17 protein-coding genes are annotated in these 18,987 nt (G+C 39.7%); 10 read left to right on the plus strand and 7 right to left on the minus strand.

The window, feature by feature from the left end; genetic code table 11:
• Positions 1–30 precede the first annotated feature (30 nt).
• The 3 genes from ACXACJ_RS13035 to fahA all read right to left on the minus strand — a co-directional run bounded on the left by ACXACJ_RS13035 (position 31) and on the right by fahA (position 2,708).
• Positions 31–918 (minus strand): flavin reductase family protein, encoded by an 888-nt coding sequence (locus tag ACXACJ_RS13035; protein ID WP_475134872.1) that lies wholly within the window; start codon positions 916–918, stop codon positions 31–33.
• A 49-nt stretch (positions 919–967) separates the two neighbouring features.
• Positions 968–1,369, minus strand: coding sequence for a DoxX family membrane protein (locus ACXACJ_RS13040; RefSeq protein WP_475134873.1), 402 nt, complete (start codon positions 1,367–1,369; stop codon positions 968–970).
• Between the two features lie 64 nt (positions 1,370–1,433).
• Positions 1,434–2,708, minus strand: a complete 1,275-nt coding sequence (gene fahA, locus ACXACJ_RS13045) for a fumarylacetoacetase (protein WP_475134874.1) — start codon at positions 2,706–2,708, stop codon at positions 1,434–1,436.
• A 72-nt stretch (positions 2,709–2,780) separates the two neighbouring features.
• Here fahA and ACXACJ_RS13050 point away from each other — a divergent pair, with 72 nt between their 5' ends.
• From ACXACJ_RS13050 to ACXACJ_RS13060, 3 genes are all read left to right on the plus strand, one after another.
• Positions 2,781–4,142: a methyltransferase RsmF C-terminal domain-like protein gene (locus ACXACJ_RS13050; protein ID WP_475134875.1), complete on the plus strand. Its 1,362-nt coding sequence runs from the start codon at positions 2,781–2,783 to the stop codon at positions 4,140–4,142.
• A 129-nt stretch (positions 4,143–4,271) separates the two neighbouring features.
• On the plus strand, positions 4,272–6,956 hold the full coding sequence (locus ACXACJ_RS13055) for a valine--tRNA ligase (RefSeq protein WP_475134876.1): 2,685 nt from the start codon (positions 4,272–4,274) through the stop codon (positions 6,954–6,956).
• Positions 6,957–7,155: 199 nt separating this feature from the next.
• Entirely contained in the window at positions 7,156–8,694 is a 1,539-nt protein-coding gene (locus ACXACJ_RS13060) for a T9SS type A sorting domain-containing protein (protein ID WP_475134877.1), read from the plus strand.
• A gap of 97 nt (positions 8,695–8,791) precedes the next feature.
• Here the strand turns inward: ACXACJ_RS13060 and ACXACJ_RS13065 are convergent, their stop codons facing one another.
• Positions 8,792–9,508 carry a TIGR04283 family arsenosugar biosynthesis glycosyltransferase gene (locus ACXACJ_RS13065; RefSeq protein WP_475134878.1) on the minus strand — a complete coding sequence of 239 codons (717 nt, stop codon included), beginning with the start codon at positions 9,506–9,508 and terminating at the stop codon, positions 8,792–8,794.
• 136 nt (positions 9,509–9,644) lie between these two features.
• Between ACXACJ_RS13065 and ACXACJ_RS13070 the strand changes: the two genes are divergently transcribed.
• Complete coding sequence (locus tag ACXACJ_RS13070; protein WP_475134879.1) at positions 9,645–9,953, plus strand: hypothetical protein; 309 nt, start codon at positions 9,645–9,647, stop codon at positions 9,951–9,953.
• On the opposite strand, the gene ACXACJ_RS13075 is transcribed toward ACXACJ_RS13070, so the two are convergent.
• Together ACXACJ_RS13075 and ACXACJ_RS13080 are read right to left on the minus strand one after the other, a co-directional pair.
• Positions 9,950–10,447, minus strand: coding sequence for an MOSC domain-containing protein (locus ACXACJ_RS13075; protein ID WP_475134880.1), 498 nt, complete (start codon positions 10,445–10,447; stop codon positions 9,950–9,952). The two genes, ACXACJ_RS13070 and ACXACJ_RS13075, sit on opposite strands and share 4 nt — an antisense overlap.
• The gene (locus tag ACXACJ_RS13080) at positions 10,447–11,304 is read right to left on the minus strand and encodes a sterol desaturase family protein (protein WP_475134881.1); all 858 of its coding nucleotides are present in this window, start codon (positions 11,302–11,304) and stop codon (positions 10,447–10,449) included. Before ACXACJ_RS13080 ends, ACXACJ_RS13075 begins: the two co-directional genes overlap by 1 nt.
• Before the next feature lie 258 nt (positions 11,305–11,562).
• Between ACXACJ_RS13080 and ACXACJ_RS13085 the strand changes: the two genes are divergently transcribed.
• The 6 genes from ACXACJ_RS13085 to ACXACJ_RS13110 all read left to right on the plus strand — a co-directional run bounded on the left by ACXACJ_RS13085 (position 11,563) and on the right by ACXACJ_RS13110 (position 16,584).
• Positions 11,563–11,955: a hypothetical protein gene (locus ACXACJ_RS13085; RefSeq protein ID WP_475134882.1), complete on the plus strand. Its 393-nt coding sequence runs from the start codon at positions 11,563–11,565 to the stop codon at positions 11,953–11,955.
• A 1-nt stretch (position 11,956) separates the two neighbouring features.
• Positions 11,957–13,564 carry a hypothetical protein gene (locus ACXACJ_RS13090; protein ID WP_475134883.1) on the plus strand — a complete coding sequence of 536 codons (1,608 nt, stop codon included), beginning with the start codon at positions 11,957–11,959 and terminating at the stop codon, positions 13,562–13,564.
• A gap of 11 nt (positions 13,565–13,575) precedes the next feature.
• Positions 13,576–13,920 (plus strand): hypothetical protein, encoded by a 345-nt coding sequence (locus ACXACJ_RS13095; protein ID WP_475134884.1) that lies wholly within the window; start codon positions 13,576–13,578, stop codon positions 13,918–13,920.
• A gap of 11 nt (positions 13,921–13,931) precedes the next feature.
• Positions 13,932–14,630 carry a hypothetical protein gene (locus tag ACXACJ_RS13100; RefSeq protein ID WP_475134885.1) on the plus strand — a complete coding sequence of 233 codons (699 nt, stop codon included), beginning with the start codon at positions 13,932–13,934 and terminating at the stop codon, positions 14,628–14,630.
• Positions 14,605–15,096 (plus strand): hypothetical protein, encoded by a 492-nt coding sequence (locus ACXACJ_RS13105; RefSeq protein ID WP_475134886.1) that lies wholly within the window; start codon positions 14,605–14,607, stop codon positions 15,094–15,096. Before ACXACJ_RS13100 ends, ACXACJ_RS13105 begins: the two co-directional genes overlap by 26 nt.
• A gap of 69 nt (positions 15,097–15,165) precedes the next feature.
• Positions 15,166–16,584 (plus strand): amidohydrolase family protein, encoded by a 1,419-nt coding sequence (locus ACXACJ_RS13110; protein ID WP_475134887.1) that lies wholly within the window; start codon positions 15,166–15,168, stop codon positions 16,582–16,584.
• A gap of 9 nt (positions 16,585–16,593) precedes the next feature.
• On the opposite strand, the gene ACXACJ_RS13115 is transcribed toward ACXACJ_RS13110, so the two are convergent.
• Entirely contained in the window at positions 16,594–18,807 is a 2,214-nt protein-coding gene (locus tag ACXACJ_RS13115; protein WP_475134888.1) for a DUF6851 domain-containing protein, read from the minus strand.
• Positions 18,808–18,987: the final 180 nt, after the last annotated feature.

Consider the following 18,987-nt stretch of genomic DNA (forward strand, 5'->3'; position numbering starts at 1 on the left):
ATTTGATTTGTTGTTATGGGTAACAAACTCCTAAGCTTGCAATAAAGTTAACCAAGCTTTTTCGAGTTCATTTTCTTGTAAATACCCTTGCGCCAATTGATGAAATTGTTCTTCCATTGACTCCGGGTCATTTTTAAAACGAGTTTTTATTTCTTCTATTTCAGGTTGCGATGCAAAAGCCCAAACCTCCTCATCGCTTGGCAACTGACTTATATTGCCCAACCTGCCCAAATTGTTGCCTGTAAGCACAATACTGTTACGTATTCTTTCCGGAATTTGATCAAAACCGATTCCTAAATTTCGGTTTGGTTTTGGAAGTTCGAACAAGGAATTCTCGTTTGCTCTGCAATACCAATCGCCTCCCATTCGCCCGACTAAATCAGTTTTGAAGGGATCAGGCATTCCGTTTTCATCAAGAATCTCATCATTGATATGCATATGAACAACCTCACAAATGATAAGATTACCTGCTCCGCCTTCTTCTCCCAAAGCAATGATATCTTTCACTACACATTCATATGCAGCTACTGACTCGCCTACTCTAGGTGGAGTAACTTTTTCAGAAGGAACTCCCGTTAAGCCTGATTTGATGAATTCATTCACACCACGCTCATATTCGGTGCTGGATAAAGACATTTGCTCAACAATAGAGTAGCTCACCACATTAATGACTACTTCTTTTGTAGCTTGGGCATTCTCTAAAGTATGTTTTATTGTATTATCTCGAACTCTTCGAGCAGGCGAAAAGACTAAAGTTGGAGGATTTGAACCGAACACATTAAAGAAGCTAAACGGACTCAAATTCACATTTCCTTCAGTATCAACCGTACTTGCAAAAGCGATGGGACGCGGTCCAATGGTGCCTAGCATTAAGCCATGAAGCTTTCCTGTCGAGATTTCCTTAGGATCTATTGTCATATATGAATGAAAAAGACGGCTGGCATTCTGCCTCTCCTAACACTATCTTTTATGATTTGTTTGGAAGCAGAAGCGCCTTTATTTCCTTAAAATTTAAAATCAAAATTACCGCGCAACTTACGAACACTGTGAGCGCTAAAGCAAAAAGATAACCTCCGTCACCTTGAACCTCTATTCCAAGCTTGGTAAGGTGAAAGAAAATGGCTCCCGACATGGCTCCAATTCCAAGCAAACTTCCCAAACCATACCATTTGGTCAGCAATGCGACACCAGCTATCAATTCGACAGTTCCAACGAGGTAGCGGCCCCAAGGTTCCATATCTAGAGTAGAAAAAATATAAATCGATTCTTCTGCTCCTGTAAATTTAAAATATAGGGTTTGAAGCATAATTAGGGCGGCCACAAGGCGCAGAATCCAAGAAATTACGGATTTCGTTTTTGATTTTTTCATAGCGTTTTTATTGGTTTAAAACTTGCATTTGCCCTGCATACGCCCTCCTTCAAAATTCGTTATGTCATCTGGCTGGCAAAACCTTAGCGGCAACTTCTCCAAAACCTATTCTTACGCCATCCTTTTCAGCATGACCACGCATAATTACGGTATCCCCATCTTGGATAAACTTGCGTTCGGTACCGTCAGCCATTTTCAACGGATTCTCCCCTCTCCATGTAATTTCTAGCATCGACCCAAACTCTTCTGGTTTTGGCCCAGAGATCGTTCCCGATCCGTATAAATCACCAACCTGCATGTTGCAACCATTAACTGTATGATGTGCCAATTGCTGATTCACATTCCAATACATGTATTTGAAATTTGAATTGCTCACAACAGTTTCATCAGCCTTTTCTGGCTTAACACCTACCTGAAGTCTAATGTCATAATGCAAATCACCTTTGGTTTTTAAATAAGGAAGAACCTCAGGATCTTGCTTTGGCCCTGCCACTTTGAAAGGCTCAAGGGCATCCATCGTAACAATCCAAGGTGAAATATGAGAAGCAAAATTCTTAGCCAAAAACGGCCCAAGCGGAACGTATTCCCACTTTTGAATATCTCTAGCAGACCAATCGTTCAACAAAACAAAACCAAAAATGTAGTCAGCAGCCTTTTCTGCGGAAATAGGTTCACCCAAGGGGTTTTCCTTGCAAGTGATAAAAGCCATTTCTAATTCAAAATCCAACAATCGGCAAGGCCCAAACGATGGCATTTCAGCATCATCAGCTTTGGTTTGTCCTTTTGGTCGATGGAAATCCTTTCCTGAAACCACAATTGAAGATGCTCTACCATGATAAGCCACTGGCAAATGTTTCCAATTCGGCATTAAGGCATTTTTAGGGTCACGAAACATAGTGCCCACATTTCGAGCATGATCTTCAGAAGAATAAAAATCAGTATAATTTGGCACTCGAACAGGCATGAGCATTTCAACCTCCTCCATAGGCACCAATGCTAATTCTTTAGCCGCTAAATTATCTCTAAGCTCTTCGTTTTCCTCATTCAAAAGCTCCGAAATCCTGTTTCTAACTGTGCTGGTTTTTGCTTTTCCCAATCCCATAAAATCATTGAGATAAGCTTGATTGAAAATTCCGGCTGGCAATCCTAAACCATCAAAAAAACCATTCTCATACAAGTAGGTCAAATCCAATACAAAATCTCCAATGGCAACGCCTGCACCAGGTTTTAAATACTCGGTTTGAAAAACACCAAACGGCAGATTTTGAATTGGAAAGTCAGAGCCTTCTGGCACCGATACCCATGATTTTAGCTTTGGATTATTTGCTTCTATTTCCATAAAAATTAAGTTTACTCTATTCAAAGGTAGTGATCATTGATTAATTTAGCCGCCCACCGTTGATCATTCTGAATGAAACTCCCAAGCCTTTTTGAAAGCCGAATGAAAATTCAACTTGAAGATGATTTTGACCATTTTCAAAAAGCTCTGCAAGAACCTTCTCCTGTTAGTTTGCGGAAAAACCCCAGAAAACAAACGGCCCATTTCGAGAATAGTTTGGCTATTCCTTGGGCAGAAAAGGGGCTTTATTTGAACGAACGCCCCGTGTTTACACTTGATCCACTTTTTCATTCAGGCTCATATTATGTGCAAGAGGCGAGTTCTATGGTTTTGGAAGAAGTGGTAAAACAGACGGTTGATCTCAGTGAGCCAATTCTGGCTTTAGATTTATGTGCTGCTCCGGGAGGAAAATCTACTCACCTACTAAGCTTGCTAAATGATGACAGTCTTTTGGTAAGCAATGAAGTGATTCGTCACCGATCGAATATTCTTGCTGAAAACATTCAGAAGTGGGGTTATCCGAATGCCGTTGTTACGAATAATGACCCCTCGCACTTTGAAAATCTGAACATTCAATTCGATTTAATTGTGGTTGACGCTCCTTGTTCGGGAGAAGGACTTTTCAGAAAAGACCCTGAAGCAATGAATGAATGGTCGTCAGAAAATGTGAGCCTGTGCTGCCAACGTCAACAGCGGATTCTTTCCAACATTTGGGAAGCCTTAAAACCTGGCGGAATTCTGATTTATAGTACCTGCACCTATAACGAAGAAGAAAATGAAGAGAACCTGAAATGGCTGAGCGAAGAAATGGGTGCTACAGGAATATCCTTTTCTCTTCCCGAAGAATGGGGGTTTCGAGCCAATACAGTAAATAGAATTCAGGGATTTCATGCTTATCCTCATCATGTAAAAGGCGAAGGTTTTTTTATCGCGGCAGTTCAAAAATCTGAAGGAAGCTTTAAAAAAATCAAGAAGCAGAGAAAGCAACCGAATTATGCAAGCAAACAAGAAGAAGAACTCATAGAAAACTATATTCACAAAGCTGAAGCGTTCTCTTTTATAAAGCACAATGAAACGGTGATTGCCATTCCTCAAATCTGGAAAAAGGAAATTCACGAGATCAACGACAAGCTGTCCATTGTTTATGAAGGGCTGAATGTAGCCGCCATCAAAAAAAACAAGCCTGTTTTTGAACCAGCTTTGGCTTTATCCACCATTATCAAAGCCGAAAGTTTCTCAACTTATGATTGTCAGCTTGAAGATGCTCTTCGTTTTCTGCGGAAAGACTCTTTCGATTTTGAAGGGATGAACGAGGGCTTCAACCTCATCACCTATCAAAACCAAGGTTTGGGGTGGGCCAAAAGAATCGGTCATCGCATAAACAATAACTACCCGAACCATTGGCGAATCCGAATGGAAATCGATCAAAGTTGATTGATTTATCACTCCTTCTCACTCAAAAACCAAACGTCATAAGGCATTTTCTGCAATCTTGACACTTCGAGCCTAGAACTTAGAAGTAATACCCCTATTTTTGCCCCTCAATTTCAGAATTCATTTTACATGTCACTTTCAACGAAGTATAATCCCAACGAGGTAGAAGACAAATGGTATGCACATTGGATGGCCAAGGGCTATTTCCATGCGAAAGTTAATCCGCAAAAAGAGCCTTATTCCATAGTCATTCCTCCACCAAACGTTACGGGTGTTCTTCACATGGGCCACATGCTCAACAATACCATTCAGGATGTTTTAATCAGAAAGGCCAGAATGGAAGGTAAAGAGGCTTGTTGGGTGCCAGGAACTGACCACGCTTCTATTGCTACGGAAGCCAAAGTGGTGAAAATGCTTCGCGAAAAAGGCATCAAAAAATCAGACCTAACTAGGGATGAGTTTTTGGAGCATGCCTGGGAATGGAAAGAAAAATACGGTGGAATTATTCTAGAACAGCTGAAGAAACTTGGAGCTTCATGCGATTGGGATAGAACGGCTTTCACCATGGATGAGGGTTACCACAAAGCCGTTATCCGCGTTTTTGTAGACTTATACAAAAAAGGATATATCTATAGAGATCTTCGCATGGTAAACTGGGATGTGGAAGCACAAACTACAGTTTCGAACGAAGAAGTTATTTATGCTGATCAGGATGAAGTTTCTAAGCTTTATAAATTCCAATACAGCATTAAAGATTCCGATGAGAAAGTAATTATTGCCACACAACGTCCTGAAACCATTTTGGGCGATGCGGCCATTGCTGTAAATCCAAAAGACGAGCGTTACCAACATTTGATTGGCAAAAAGGCGCTTGTTCCTTTTGTAAACCGCGAAATCCCAATCATTGCGGATGATTATGTAGAAATTGAATTCGGTACAGGTTGCTTGAAAGTTACACCTGCTCACGATCCTAATGACTACGAAATTGGCCAACGCCATAACCTTGAAATCATTGACACCATCGGCTTTGATGGGAAACTGAACGAAAACTGCGGTGTGCCTAAATATGTAGGGATGGAGCGTTTCGAAGCCAGAAAAGTAATAGTGAAAGATTTGGAAGAAGCTGGCTATTATCTGGGTTTTGAAGAATTTACAACGCGCATAGGTCGCTCTGAAAGAACTGACACGGTAATTGAACCGAAACTTTCTTTGCAGTGGTTTATCAAAATGAAGGAAATTTCCAGAACTGCGCACAAGGTGGTGATGGACGATGAAGTAGAGCTTCTTCCTTCTAAATTCAAGAATACCTACAACCACTGGATGGAAAACGTGAGGGATTGGTGTATTTCTCGTCAGCTTTGGTGGGGACAACAAATCCCAGCTTACTTCTTTGGTGAAGGCGACAATGATTATGTAGTTGCAGAAACCCTTGAAGAAGCTCTTGAACTGGCAAAAACCAAATCTGGGAATACCAATTTAACAGCTGAAGCCTTAAAACAAGACGCTGATGTTTTGGACACTTGGGCTTCATCTTGGCTTTTCCCAATGGCGGTTTTCAATGGCTTTGATGATGAATATTTCGATAAAGAAACTGGCAAAATCATTAAAGGAAAGAATGCAGAGTTAGACTACTTCTACCCTACTTCTACTTTAGTAACCGCTCCTGAAATCCTATTCTTCTGGGTAGCCAGAATGATTATTGCGGGCTATGAATACACCGATGAGAAGCCTTTCAAACACGTGTATTTAACAGGAATTGTACGCGACAAGCAACGCAGAAAAATGTCCAAATCATTGGGGAACTCACCCGATCCTTTGGATTTGATTAAAGAATTTGGCGCGGATGGTGTGAGAACGGGAATGCTTTTCTCTAGCCCTGCCGGAAACGACCTGCTTTTTGATGAGAAGTTGGTAGAGCAAGGCAGAAACTTCGCGAATAAAATATGGAACGCCTTCCGCTTGGTAAAAGGCTGGGAAGTTGGTAGCGATTCAAAAGGCACAGAGAATTTAACTGCAGTTCGTTGGTTCGATTCAAGGTTCAATGCAGCTTTGGCCGAAATCGAAGACCACTTCAGCAAATTCAGACTTTCTGATGCTCTGATGACCACTTACAAACTGATCTGGAACGACTTCTGTTCTTGGTATCTCGAAATGGTAAAACCTGCTTATGGTGAACCTATCGACCTTGCCACTTATGAAGTTACGCTCAACTTCTTCGAAAAAATCATGAAGATACTTCATCCTTTCATGCCTTTCATTACTGAAGAAATATGGAGCAATCTGAGAGAAAGAGCCGAAAGTCAAGACATTATTGTATCGGCTTGGCCAATCATTGGTGGCTCAGATGATGACCTGAACAAGCAATCGGAAATCGTATTTGAGTTGGTTTCTCAAATCAGAAACTTGAGAACAAGCAAAGGGCTTTCTCCAAAGCTAGCATTTGAGTTATACATTAAATCAGAGCAAGCTGATGCTTACGAACCATTTGTGAATATCATTCAGAAATTAGCGAATGTAAGTGAGGTCCATTTCACTTCAGATAAAGTAGCAGGAGCTTTAAGCTTTGTCATTAAGTCTGACGAGTTCTTCGTTCCAATGCCTGAAGGTTCCATCGATGTCGAAAAGGAAAAAGAGGAAATTCAGAAAGAACTAGAATACACCAAAGGCTTCTTAAATTCTGTAATGAAAAAGCTGAGCAACGAACGCTTTGTAAGTGGAGCACCTGAACAGGTAGTCGCCAATGAAAAAGCAAAACAAGCCGATGCCGAAGCCAAAATTAAGGTTTTGGAAGACAAGCTAGCTTCATTGAATTAATTAAGAACAAACCGAATAAAAATTAAAGGAAAGCAGTCTGAAAAGGCTGCTTTTTTTGTTAAAAACACGACCTGAATTCATACTTAAATATAAATTTCTACAAAAATTATCACAATATATATTTTTTAATTATTTTAACTTTAAAAATAATTAAATGAAATATACCAATAAATTATTTAAGTATTTGAAAATGATTTTCATGATACTTTTTTTGTCATTTACCTCAAAAAATAATGCCTTTTCTCAAAGTGGGGTAACCGTAACATTAACTATGAAGAATAATGCCACCTCTACCACTATTAGTAGTTGCGGAACCATTGATCTAGGCTTAGAGCCCATAACCCCTTTTCTAGCTACAGTGAAATTGGAAAAACAAGGAGGAGGAAACCTATCCAGTGGATATGTTGATATTTACACATATAAGGATAACATTGAAATCCCTTACTCCCTTACAACCGCCACTGTATCTGGAGGAACTAGCTCTGTAGAATTAAACATGGTTCTTAACCTTGCTTACGACAACTATGAGTCATCGGGAGGAAAACTATATGCCAAGTTTCAATCATATGAATCCTGTAAGTATAGTATCATAAAAGATATACCTCCCACCTTTTTCATTACACCTTCGAATACCACTATTGAATGTGGATCATCAAGCCCAAAGACCTTTACAGTAGGAAAGACAGGAGGCACCTCTGGAACAATATCTTACAATTGGAACATAGGATCGGGATGGCTTTACAATGGTACACCAATTTCATCTATCACTACTTCACAAAATTCAATTCAACTAACACCTTCAATCTCTAATCCAAGTAACGTCAGTGTAACACCAGTCTTCAAAGGCCATAGTCAACCCACCTTAACCTCATATGTATCATTAAAATCTTTAGCCAACTACAACTATTCCATTTCATCTCCAACTGGTGATCTTTGTGGAGCATCAATATTCTCGGTTGCAAATCTACCTTCCAACACTAGTGTAGTGTCATGGAGCATAAGCAACAGCAATTGGTTTTCAATTTCCCCTAATGGAAATCAAGCCACGGTCAGTCCCGCCTTTAGTGGAGCCTATGGATTTGTAACGGTAACCGCAATTATAGAAGATTCCTGCGGGCAACAACTTTCTTTAACGAGAACGAGGCATTTCGGAAAACCAGAAATAGAAAGTGTTGTATTTACAAACGGCATAGGTGACACCGACTATTACTGCACAAGCCATGCGGGGAATGATTATGAGTTATTCCCTACCCTTGGAGAAACACATCAAGTTAAACTCTCTAAGTTCATTCCAACTACACAAGTTTTATACACTTCCAATTGGAGGTATAGCGATAGCGGTACCTTGAACTACACTCCATCACAACCAGGATACTACCTTTTTGAAATGAGAAGAACTAACGATTGTGGCACTACGGACTGGTGGGGAACTGAGGTAGAGTTTGTAAACTGCGCATTGATGGAAAGCTCCTTTTCATATTCAGTTTACCCCAACCCTACTTCTGACATTTTAACCATAGAACAAAAAAGTAAAGAAAGTAATGAATCACTCAAGAAAGATAAAGAATTTGTTCAGTACGAAATTTACGATTTTCAAATGAGTAAAGTACTTGAAGGAGACTTTGATACTGCTAAGTTTCAAATAAACCTAATGGAATTAAAAAAGGGCAAATACATTTTGAAACTGATTAATCATAAAACAAAAAGAATCAGCACGCATCAATTCTTCCTAAATTAAACATGATATAATTCAGACATAAGGAAACTGACACTTCCTTGTGTCTGAATTAAAATTGAATTTTAGGCTTTGAATATAATTACTCAAAATTCTCTATCTACTCAGTACTTTCGACACTATACTTCGCTCCCTTCACAAACCTCTGATAAATATTCACCAGAGTTTTCTGAGAAAAGCCTAAAAAGAACATAGCAAAAACCGTTACGTTAATCACATTCGTTTTGAAATAGTTATTGCGCTCCATTTTTCGAGCTGAAATAATCACTTCACCCTTCATGATATGGATTTTCTCATGTTTGCGAGCTCTCAACAAAATTTCGTAATCCTCCATAATCACGACTTCATTATTAAACCCACCAATGAGATCGAAGAAATCCCGAGTGATATAAAGTGTCTGATCGCCTCCACGGAAGAATATTCCCTGATATTTTGACAAAGCACTATTGAACTTCAAGCCAGGAACAGGCCTATCGAAAGTAACAGGATAACAGCCGTATCGGTGTCCTTCGGAAATAGCTGTTTCGATATCTTCAAAAAAGCTAGGTGGCGGAGTCAGATCGGCATGAACAAAATACAATACATCACCCGTTGCCTTTTGAGCCCCAGCATTCATTTGCTTTGCTCTACTACTCACAGGAACTGAAACCACGGTTGCTCCCGCATTTCTGGCTATTTCGGCTGTGCCATCCTTGCTTTCTGCATCCGCTACAATCAGTTCAACATCTTTCCCCTCACACTCGTTCAACAAACGCCTTATTTGCGATTCAATGATTTTGGATTCATTAAGTGTCGGTATGATGATGCTAAGTTTCACGCGCCTTGAAATATTACATAACTACATACGACCTGTTTTTGTGTTGAAGATTGCCGAAAGAAGAAGAAATCCAAACATTTGATCAAACTGAAAGCGAACTGGGGAGTTAGTAGTATATACCAAATTTGAAACGAGTATGAAAACTACAGATAGAACACTTTCACAAGTAATGAATGATTTGGCCAAGGATGGTTTTAAAGAACAATTTGTGGCTGAAAAAGGCGGGATAAAATCCCTAAACGAAAAGCGAATCTACCAACCTGAAGAATTGAGAATTGTAGACACCTATGTTTTCGATGGCATGACTGACCCTGATGACGAATCGGAACTGATGGCAATTGAAACCAAAGAAGGTGGGTTAAGAGGAACGCTTGTAATGAGTGGAGGAAAAGACCAATCGCAGAATGTTGAGTTGATTAAGCGAATTCCATTAGAAGACAGTTAATCTTCTACCGGAATTAAATTATCACCCAATTTGATTGAACCAGACTTTAATATTCGGGCGGTTATTCCTCCGTGCCCTCGCATGGCGTTGTAGCCGCCCGCGCCAAGATTCTCTTCCATGCGTGAACACGGATGACATTCTCCTGTATATTCCAATAGTGCATCTCCCAGCAAAAACTTTTTATCCTTTAAGGCCAAAAGGTTAATTCCAGAAACCACAATATTTCTTCTCAGCAACAAGGGACTTATATCGTTCTTCCCCGTAAGTGAAGCCACAGTTTGGATATGTTCTGCCAAGATTAGTGTTACTTGCCTTTTTCCTCCTTTAGATTTGTAATGATCTCCCGCTAAGCCAATCCCCTCCAAGGCCTCAACTTCTGTAACCAAGCTAGGTAGTTTTCTTTTTTCTGTTCGAACACAAATACCTTCCACACTACCCTTTTGAGCAAATTGAGCAGTTAAATATGAAATTGTCTTTTTCTCTACGGGCAACATTAAGCCTTCTCGATTTTGGTATCTCCTGCTTTGAATTCTTCTGGTTGCCTATAAGGTTGAAAAGGGATTTTAAGAAGATTCCCCATACTATCATTTTCCTTGGCATCCATATGCGTATCGATTCCATAGACCAAAGCTTTGGAGTCATCTACTTGGGCAAATGTACCGAAAATCCGATCCCAGAAAGAGAAGATGTTGCCATAATTAGTATCGGTTAAGGGATGTTCATAGTGATGATGAACTTTGTGCATAAGCGGAGTTACGAAAACCCAAGATAAAGCCCGATCCACACTTCTAGGCATATTGATATTCGCGTGTGTAATATGGGCAAACAGGACCGAAAGACTCTGATAAAACATGATAATCCACATAGGAGCACCTACAATGATTACCGCCAAAATGGTAAAACCTATCCTGAAAACAGTTTCTCCTGGGTGATGCCGCAAACCAGTAGTTACGTCTACCGTAGTGTCGCTATGATGAACCACATGAAACTTCCACATCCACTTCACCTTATGTTCTGTCCAATGAACCAGATAAGCACCAATAAAATCTAACAAAAGTAAACCCACCACAAGTTGAGCCCATAAAGGCAACTCAATTAGGTATAAAAGGCCGAATCGATTGTTAGCCACCATGTCAGAAGCAGCCAATAAAACGCCAGCCAAGCCAAACCCTATGATTGCAGTGGTTAAAGTGAAGAAAAGATTTAAGCCCGCATGCCTCACTTTTTTATACTGAAAAGCAAACAAAGGAAGCGTGCCTTCCACTACCCAGAAAACCACAATACCCCCAATCAATATACCTGCCCGAAACTCGGTTGGGATATTATTGAAAAAATGAACAATCGATTCCATGCAATAATTTATCACTAACTACGCATTAAATCAACTCAGGCATCTTTCAACAATCATTTTAAATTGAATTTATACTTTCCACAACCTTGTATATTGCAATTCCATTTTTAAGATTCTATCTTATATCGATTTTTTAATACTCATTCGCTATGAACGAACTTTTTAAAATTGTCTTTTAGCTGGTGTGACTGGCTGAAAATAAAAGCTTTAAGCATAATCCCATTTCGAAATATTTTTCAACATTAAAAATACAGAACCATGCCCGATCAAGTAGACGATGGAAAAAACGACCTTAAAACTGGTTTTAAAGGTCTTCTTTCTAAAATAGGAAGCGCCATTGAAGATGCTGCTACTTTAGAAGTAACCACATTTTCAGGTGATTTTCAGTACAAAGCCAGCAATGTGATTAAAAACAATCAGGATAAGGCCGAGATAGAAAATGTACTACGAACTATGGCGCTACAAAGCGATGTAGACCTTCGCTTGGTTGCTTACACAAATGTTAAAATTGACTCAGACGTTACCACGTTTGTCAAAGGCAATTTGAACAGCCAAGACAGCGAATTGCTAAAACTGCACCAAGAAATGTTGAAGTCTTCTAAAGAAGCTCGTCAATCTATCATTGAATTGGTAAAAGGGCTAATCGACTAACATGGAGGCTCAGGCACTGATGAGCTTATTGGAAGCAGAAGAACAAAAATCTGCTGGCAATATTCACGAAGACACCCAGCACCTGATGGAGCTTGGCTACTTGCCTATGCTTCAAATCAATGCGTTTTTCCCAAAGCAAATCAGTTTGGCCAAACAACAGTTTCTAGAAGAGCTTTCTCAAACTTCGCTCTTCAGCCAAAAAGAACTAGAACTTTACCAAAAAATTGGAGCAGAAGCCTTTGTTACTCACTTTTTAAGAAGAGTAACCGATATTGATGAAGGCGTTCAATTGGCTTCTTTACCGCAAAAAAACTCTGTTAATCTTTACTCCAGAATTATACACTACAGACTTGATGTGGTAGGGCTCTGGATTCAACCGTTTACGGTTAAAAGTCCATTTTCGCATTTGAGTTTGATTCAACTCGGAATCTTATCTCAGTTCACTAAAACCTCAAATCTGGAAGCCATTAATGCCATTGGCAATATTGAAGGCTTTACACAACAGCTTTTAAAGGTTCATCCTGAAGAAGACTTTATTCTGAGCATTAAAACGCAACAGGTTAATGAAGACCTTCAGCATAAGTTAGACCGAAAAGGCGCATTCAAAAGGCAATTGATCGAAGATTTCGGAGATCGGTCAGAGTTCTTTATTTACCTAAAAAAGAACATTTTGAAAGAGAATGCTGATCGAATCGATACTTTGTTTCTGGACAAAGAAAGCCGAGAACCTTTTAAGCAATTTGTGCTTCGCTTGGTGCAAGTTCATCAGTGGAAAGACGGATTTTACGATGGACTTTTAGATTCTGACTTGGGGAACGTGAGCCTTCAGAGCACGTTGGATTGTATTGATTTTTACAATGCTGCTTCCGACAGAGATATCAAATCCTTTCGGGTTCTCACTTACTTAACCGACAGTTTCTTTCTTTTCAATGCTTTGTTCTTTCTACAAGAATATGCTGTTGAACAACAGCAAAAACCTTCAAATTTCTGGGAAGGTTTAGGCATTCAAGTCGAAAAAGCAAAGCCTGAAGATCAAAAGCAGTTTGAATCCAATTTGGAAAAACTCCGCAGCCAAACGAGTCAAAATCAAGAACCAGAACAGCGAAAAGGTCTTTTGGTGAGAATATACTATGGAGCTATAAACTTCATTAAAAAACTGGCTGGCATAGTAAAAAAAGTTTTCAAGTGGATTGCCAATGAGGTTACCAAATTTTGGAAACTCCTAAAGAGTACATTTAGAGACTTCTTTGAGAATCTAAAGACAGGAATTCATGCCTTTGTAGACGGCATAAAATTTGTTCTAGGCCGAAAACTGACTTTTACGCCATCCGATGACAATAACGATTTTGCTATATCAAAATTCAGTATTGATGGAGACGTAACCAGTTTGGTTAGCGGCCTTAATACTTCAGTAATTCAAAAACACATTCAACACAATCGCTATTTAACCAGCACCATAGGTTTCTCATTAACCGTAGTGGCCAATGTGCTGAAGCTGGTTTGGCAATCGTTGAGCGCCATTTGCTGGCCTCTTTTATTAATCAACATTGTAAAAGCATTTAAAAACATCAAAGCGTCTTTTCAAACGCTTCATCTCGAAACAGCATAAAAACAAGAATCATGACACTTCAAGAATTAATTGACAAAGCACAGAATAACATTGATGATTTAATCAACTTGAATATTGAAACCATAATGGGTGCAGACTTAAAATACACAACTGCTAATGATGTTACCACTTTAGGCCTTGACCAAAGCCAGACGATCACAGGAATTACTAGTCAAATCAACCTGATTGATGGCGATATAAAAACCCAGATTGCTGAGAGTTTCTATAAAAACTTCCCTGAATTGGTTCAATTTCATCAGTCTCGCGAAACACAAGGCCATCAAATCATTCAAAACAACATCAAAGTGATTGGTGAAATCATCAACACGGTTAAAAGTTGGGACGCCAATAAATAAGGCTGAAGTAAATGGCAAAGACTAAGCAAAACGCTATTTCAAAAGTTCTCGATGACTTAACCCACATCGAAATCAACACCATTATCAAAAGTGGAATGACAGGAACTCCTCCTCCAGATTCAATGGAGGAGCTTCTATCTTCTCTTTTTACCATGTACGTTGAGCGAATTACCTTGATTTTAAGTCGTGCTGACGACCCAATTGATTATCGGTTCGACCCAACCGCTGTGAAGACTTTAAACCAGCTTTCAGCTGAATTAAATCTGCTGCAACAATCCATGGACGCAAACAAGCAACGCTTGAACGAAAAGGATTACATCATTTTTCTTCGGATTCAATCGTTCTGTCAAATGATTCATAGCGCGCTTTCTGCCAAAAAATTCTATGAAAAAGAACCTACCGCCAACACAAACTTGATGGATCAAGATTTAACTGTTCCGGGAAATCTTGGGCTAGAAAACATCAGCACACATATGAAAGTCAAATTAAAGCGCTTTCATGATTTGGGTTCTGAGCAAATTGTATTTCAAACCAGAGTTGGTATTGATGGAGATATTATAACCCGCGTAGGCGAAGATTTTGTAAAGAACAGAAATCAAATGCTAATCGATATTCACGAGCAACACACCAACTTAGCAGTGAAATATTGGCAAGACATGGTTCAAATTGTAGTTAGAGTAGTAGGTGAAATTTTCAGCAACAAGTCATAGAATCAGTTTTCTCGATCTGTTCAATACAATCATCAAAGATGGTTTGTACAGAATCGACACTCCGAAGACGTCTCCATGTCTTCGTACTACCATTTTTCTGGATGGCGATATTCTTTCAGAAATTGACGGTTCCAGCCATATGGCCGGCATTGACACGGACTGCCTAGCAGAACACAACGGCAAGTTGATTGCTTTTCAAGGTGCGATTTCACGTTTTCGAAACTATGTGAAAAACACCACTATTGTAATTTCATACTTGATAAGCTTTGGTTTGACCTTCTTTTACAGAGATCAAGGCCATTATTTCTTTATTGGCAGCACAGTAGTAGCATTTTTACTTCATCGATTTAGAGGGCCGGCATTCAAATACATTATTCGCTATGGAGGTAAATTTATATTGAAGATTGCGCTGTACTTTTTGAACCGCAAAACGAAAAAAGTACCGGTAACATCCCCCGCGGTTTGAGCCACCACTCTTGTAAAAGCTAACTTCCACAAGTTTGCTTTTACTATATTTCAAGCTAATCCAACGCAAATGAAATATTGCATCGCCATTGCCCTGATACTTTTCTCTGTTTTAACAGTTCGTTCACAGGAGTTTTCCAGAGCGGTAAAACCATATGTTTCCATCAATACGGATGTAATAGCACTGACTCACGCCAAAGTAATTGACGGCACAGGTGGCGAGATAAAAACTGACCAAACCATCATATTTGAGAATGGCGTAATCACTCAAATGAATGATGAGGCAAAGATAAAAATACCAACCAATGCTAAAGAAATTGACTGTACAGGAAAAACCATAATTCCTGGTCTGGTAATGTTACACGAGCATATTTTCTACCCTAAACCTTACGATGGAGTGTTCAGCGTTTCTCAAATGACTTTTACCTTTCCGCGACTTTATTTGGCGGGTGGAGTCACTACTATGCGCACAGCCGGCAGTATTGAACCACAAACCGATTTGAACATCCGAAAATGGATTGAAGAAGGAAAAATGCTTGGACCAAAAATGGATTTAACCAGCCCTTTTATTGAAAGAGAAGGAACTGCGGTTCCTGAAGTGGGCGTGATTAACAGTTCGGATGAAGCTGCTGAAATGGTAAATTATTGGTCAGATCGAGGCATCAACTCTTTCAAAGTTTATCAGCATGTAACAAAAGAAGATTTAGAAAGCGTGGTAAAAACGGCCCATGCGAAAGGCAAAAAAGTAACAGGCCATATTTGCTCCGTAACTTATAGAGAAGCCGCTGAAATTGGGATTGACAATATTGAACATGGCTTTTTCCAAAGTTCCGACTTTGTAGACGATAAAGTTGAAAACTTCTGTCCTGCTTTTAAAAGAGGTCAATCGCTCACCAGCCTTGACCAAGACAGCCCTGAAATGAATGATTTAATGAAGTTTCTCATTGAAAAGAATGTTGCCATAACTTCCACCCTCACTGTATTCGAACCATACACCGATAGAGAAGTCGTTTTGGGAGGTGGTTTAGATGCCATGAGCCCAGAAATTAAAGAAGGGCTTATTAGAAGCCATAACAGGCAGCAAGGCCGAGATTCTGTTTCGTTTGCCAACTTCAGAAAACAAATGGCCTGGGAAAAGAAATTCTACGAAATGGGTGGTACTTTGCTCGCTGGCACCGATCCTACAGGAGCTGGAAGAACAATTGCCGGCTATGCAAATCAAAGAATGATTGAGCTATTTGTTGAAGCTGGTTTCACGTTAACTGAAGCCATAAAAATTTCTACCTTGAATGGTGCTCAATACCTTGAAAGAGCCGATAAAGTAGGTTCGATAGAAGTTGGGAAACAAGCTGATCTTGTATTGATTAACGGAGATTTAGAATCGGACGTAAGCAACATCAGAAAAATGGAACTTGTGTTCAAAGATGGTGTCGCTTTCGATTCACAAAAGATTTTTGAATCAATGAAAGGTAAAGTAGGGATGTATTAAACATCCCATTTATTTTATCCAGACCTTGACTGTTTTGGCCCAAGTCTCGCTTTTCACTTGGAAGAGATACAAACCGCTCACAAGACCGTCAGTACTAATGCTTAGTTTACTCTCGCTTGGGTCAACGTGGATTTCTCTCAATAACTTACCATCCAGATTTCTGATACAAGCCATTAACGAGTAAGTTCTGTAAGGCAAACTCATTTCAACAGCACTACCAGTATCTACCGGGTTTGGCCCTAAACTAACATCAATAGGTTGAAATTCATCTTCAATAGATGTTACTACACCTTCAAAATATTTTTCAGCAAAATCAAACACTTTAGGCGCTAACTCCTCACCAATGATTCTACCTGGAATATCATCTGCTGGCGGATGAATTCCTCCCCAAATTCGTGATAAACTGGTTTGATCAGAAGCATCTCTATATGTAGCCCACTGCAATGTAATATCCATGCTAGGGCCCTCTTCAAATACTAAGAACTCATTTTTAGGAGCAAGAAATTCACCCATTCCCCCAGGGAAGAACTCATCCCCTGTAAATAGACCTAAAATCACAGCCGCTGTTCTAGAATAAGTAGAATGCCCTGAAATAAAGCCTGCAAAGGGAGGCGTCACGAAGGTTGGCCTCTGATACGGCCACCAGTCTTCAGCCAAAATCCAATCCACTCCTGCTTCATCTACTTCAGGATCGGTAATGAAATTTGGACCTTTCCAAGCTCTTACTTTGATTTTGCCAACGTTCATATTATTGGCACCTGCCAAAGGATCACCCTCTTTAACCAATTCAATAAAGCCTTCCTTCAAAGTGATTCCATTCTCATTATAGGTTTCTGTATCAGAAGGATCACTAGATTGTCCTTTGTCGGCCATACCACGAATAGCGCTAATAGGGCGAATGTAATCGTACCAACCTTTAATAGCCCAAGCGGTAATAGCAGCATCGTGCATTCCTCCACCCAGCATGAAATAGGCTTTCACATCCCATTCCAAGTCATCCAAAACCTCACCTTCTCCTTTGAACTTCTTCACCAATAGAGGGTGATCGTTCACATAATTCAGAATCGTAAACCAGTGGCCTGGAGGCGTTTCAGAAGCAGGGCCATCTGCCCAAAATTCTGCTAAAACCCGAGTATAATCACCTCTAGGAACCAAATTGGGCTCATATGGCTGGTTAGTCACAGGATTGACATCGTATCCAGTTCCCGGATCTCCACCGTCAAATTGATTATAGAAAGCTCTGTATTCTTCACTTGTAGTTGGTAAGGCAGGAATATTGCCAAGCTTTCCAGGAGAAATATCCCACATTACCCCATCGGTAGGGTCTAAATGTGAACTCCACATGGCTACAAGTTCAAAATTCCATTTATAGTCATTTTCTTCTCCTTCAATGGAAGATTCTGCTTCAATTCTAGGAGGTGCTCCCGGATCTATAAATACATTATAACTACCTTCTTCTCTTTCATAAGCTGTTTTATCAGCTTCTTCTAATGAAAAAGGCATAACATTCCCCCATTCAGGACTCAAAAAGTCTCTTGCGCCTCCTGTTATTACATTTCCACTTTGATCTACAAAAACGGCCAAGGCCAAAGGCTGCCATTTGTTCATATCCACGATATCTGGATTTCCCTTTTTGGTTGGATCCAAAGGAGGGTTTGATGGAGAATAATAAAAGTTAACGTAATCGAACTCTTCATTAGAACCATCATTCATACCGTAATCGATATAACATTGAGCTATATGATTCCCCAATGCTGCTGGTGAGCCCGTAGTGTAATCAGTTGTTGTTACACTAACATCATAACCTAAAGTAACCATCAAGTCATTTGCTTCTTTCAGAATTCTCTCGTGCTGGGGGGCAAAAGCAAAACGATGAGAAATGAGCCTAAATACAGCATAGCTGATAGCTTCTTCTTGTTGTTCTTTGGTTGAAACATTGGTTAAAGGAACAAAGTCATTCAAATCACAAGTGAAATCATGAAGCGTTTTGCCGGTTAGGTAGGTAGAAGCTTTATCATCGTAAACAGCCCAAGCATCATACATGGCCGCTGAAATATGAAAAAGGTTTCTTGCGTGAACCGTTGGTCTGGCCAAATCGCCCCGAATGCCATCCAAAAGGACTTCATTCCATTGGCGAGCTACCGAATGCTCCTGGGCGCTTATCTGGGAAACAAAAAACGCTGAAAGAACAATACAAAAAGCAACTCTGAATACAACTGTCATAATCTTAATGTCTTAGAGAAGAACCCTTTACAAAAATATGCTTTTTTTATTGTCAAGACACTCAAAAGAATTGAATGGTGGTTTTTGAAAAGAACATTTTTGAGAATTCAATCACAATAGAAAAAAAATAGGGTTTTGGGCGAAAAGTCATTTTTACTAGATTCAGCCAAAATCCGGTTT

Source organism: Roseivirga sp. AWQ4_251 (assembly GCF_056158225.1).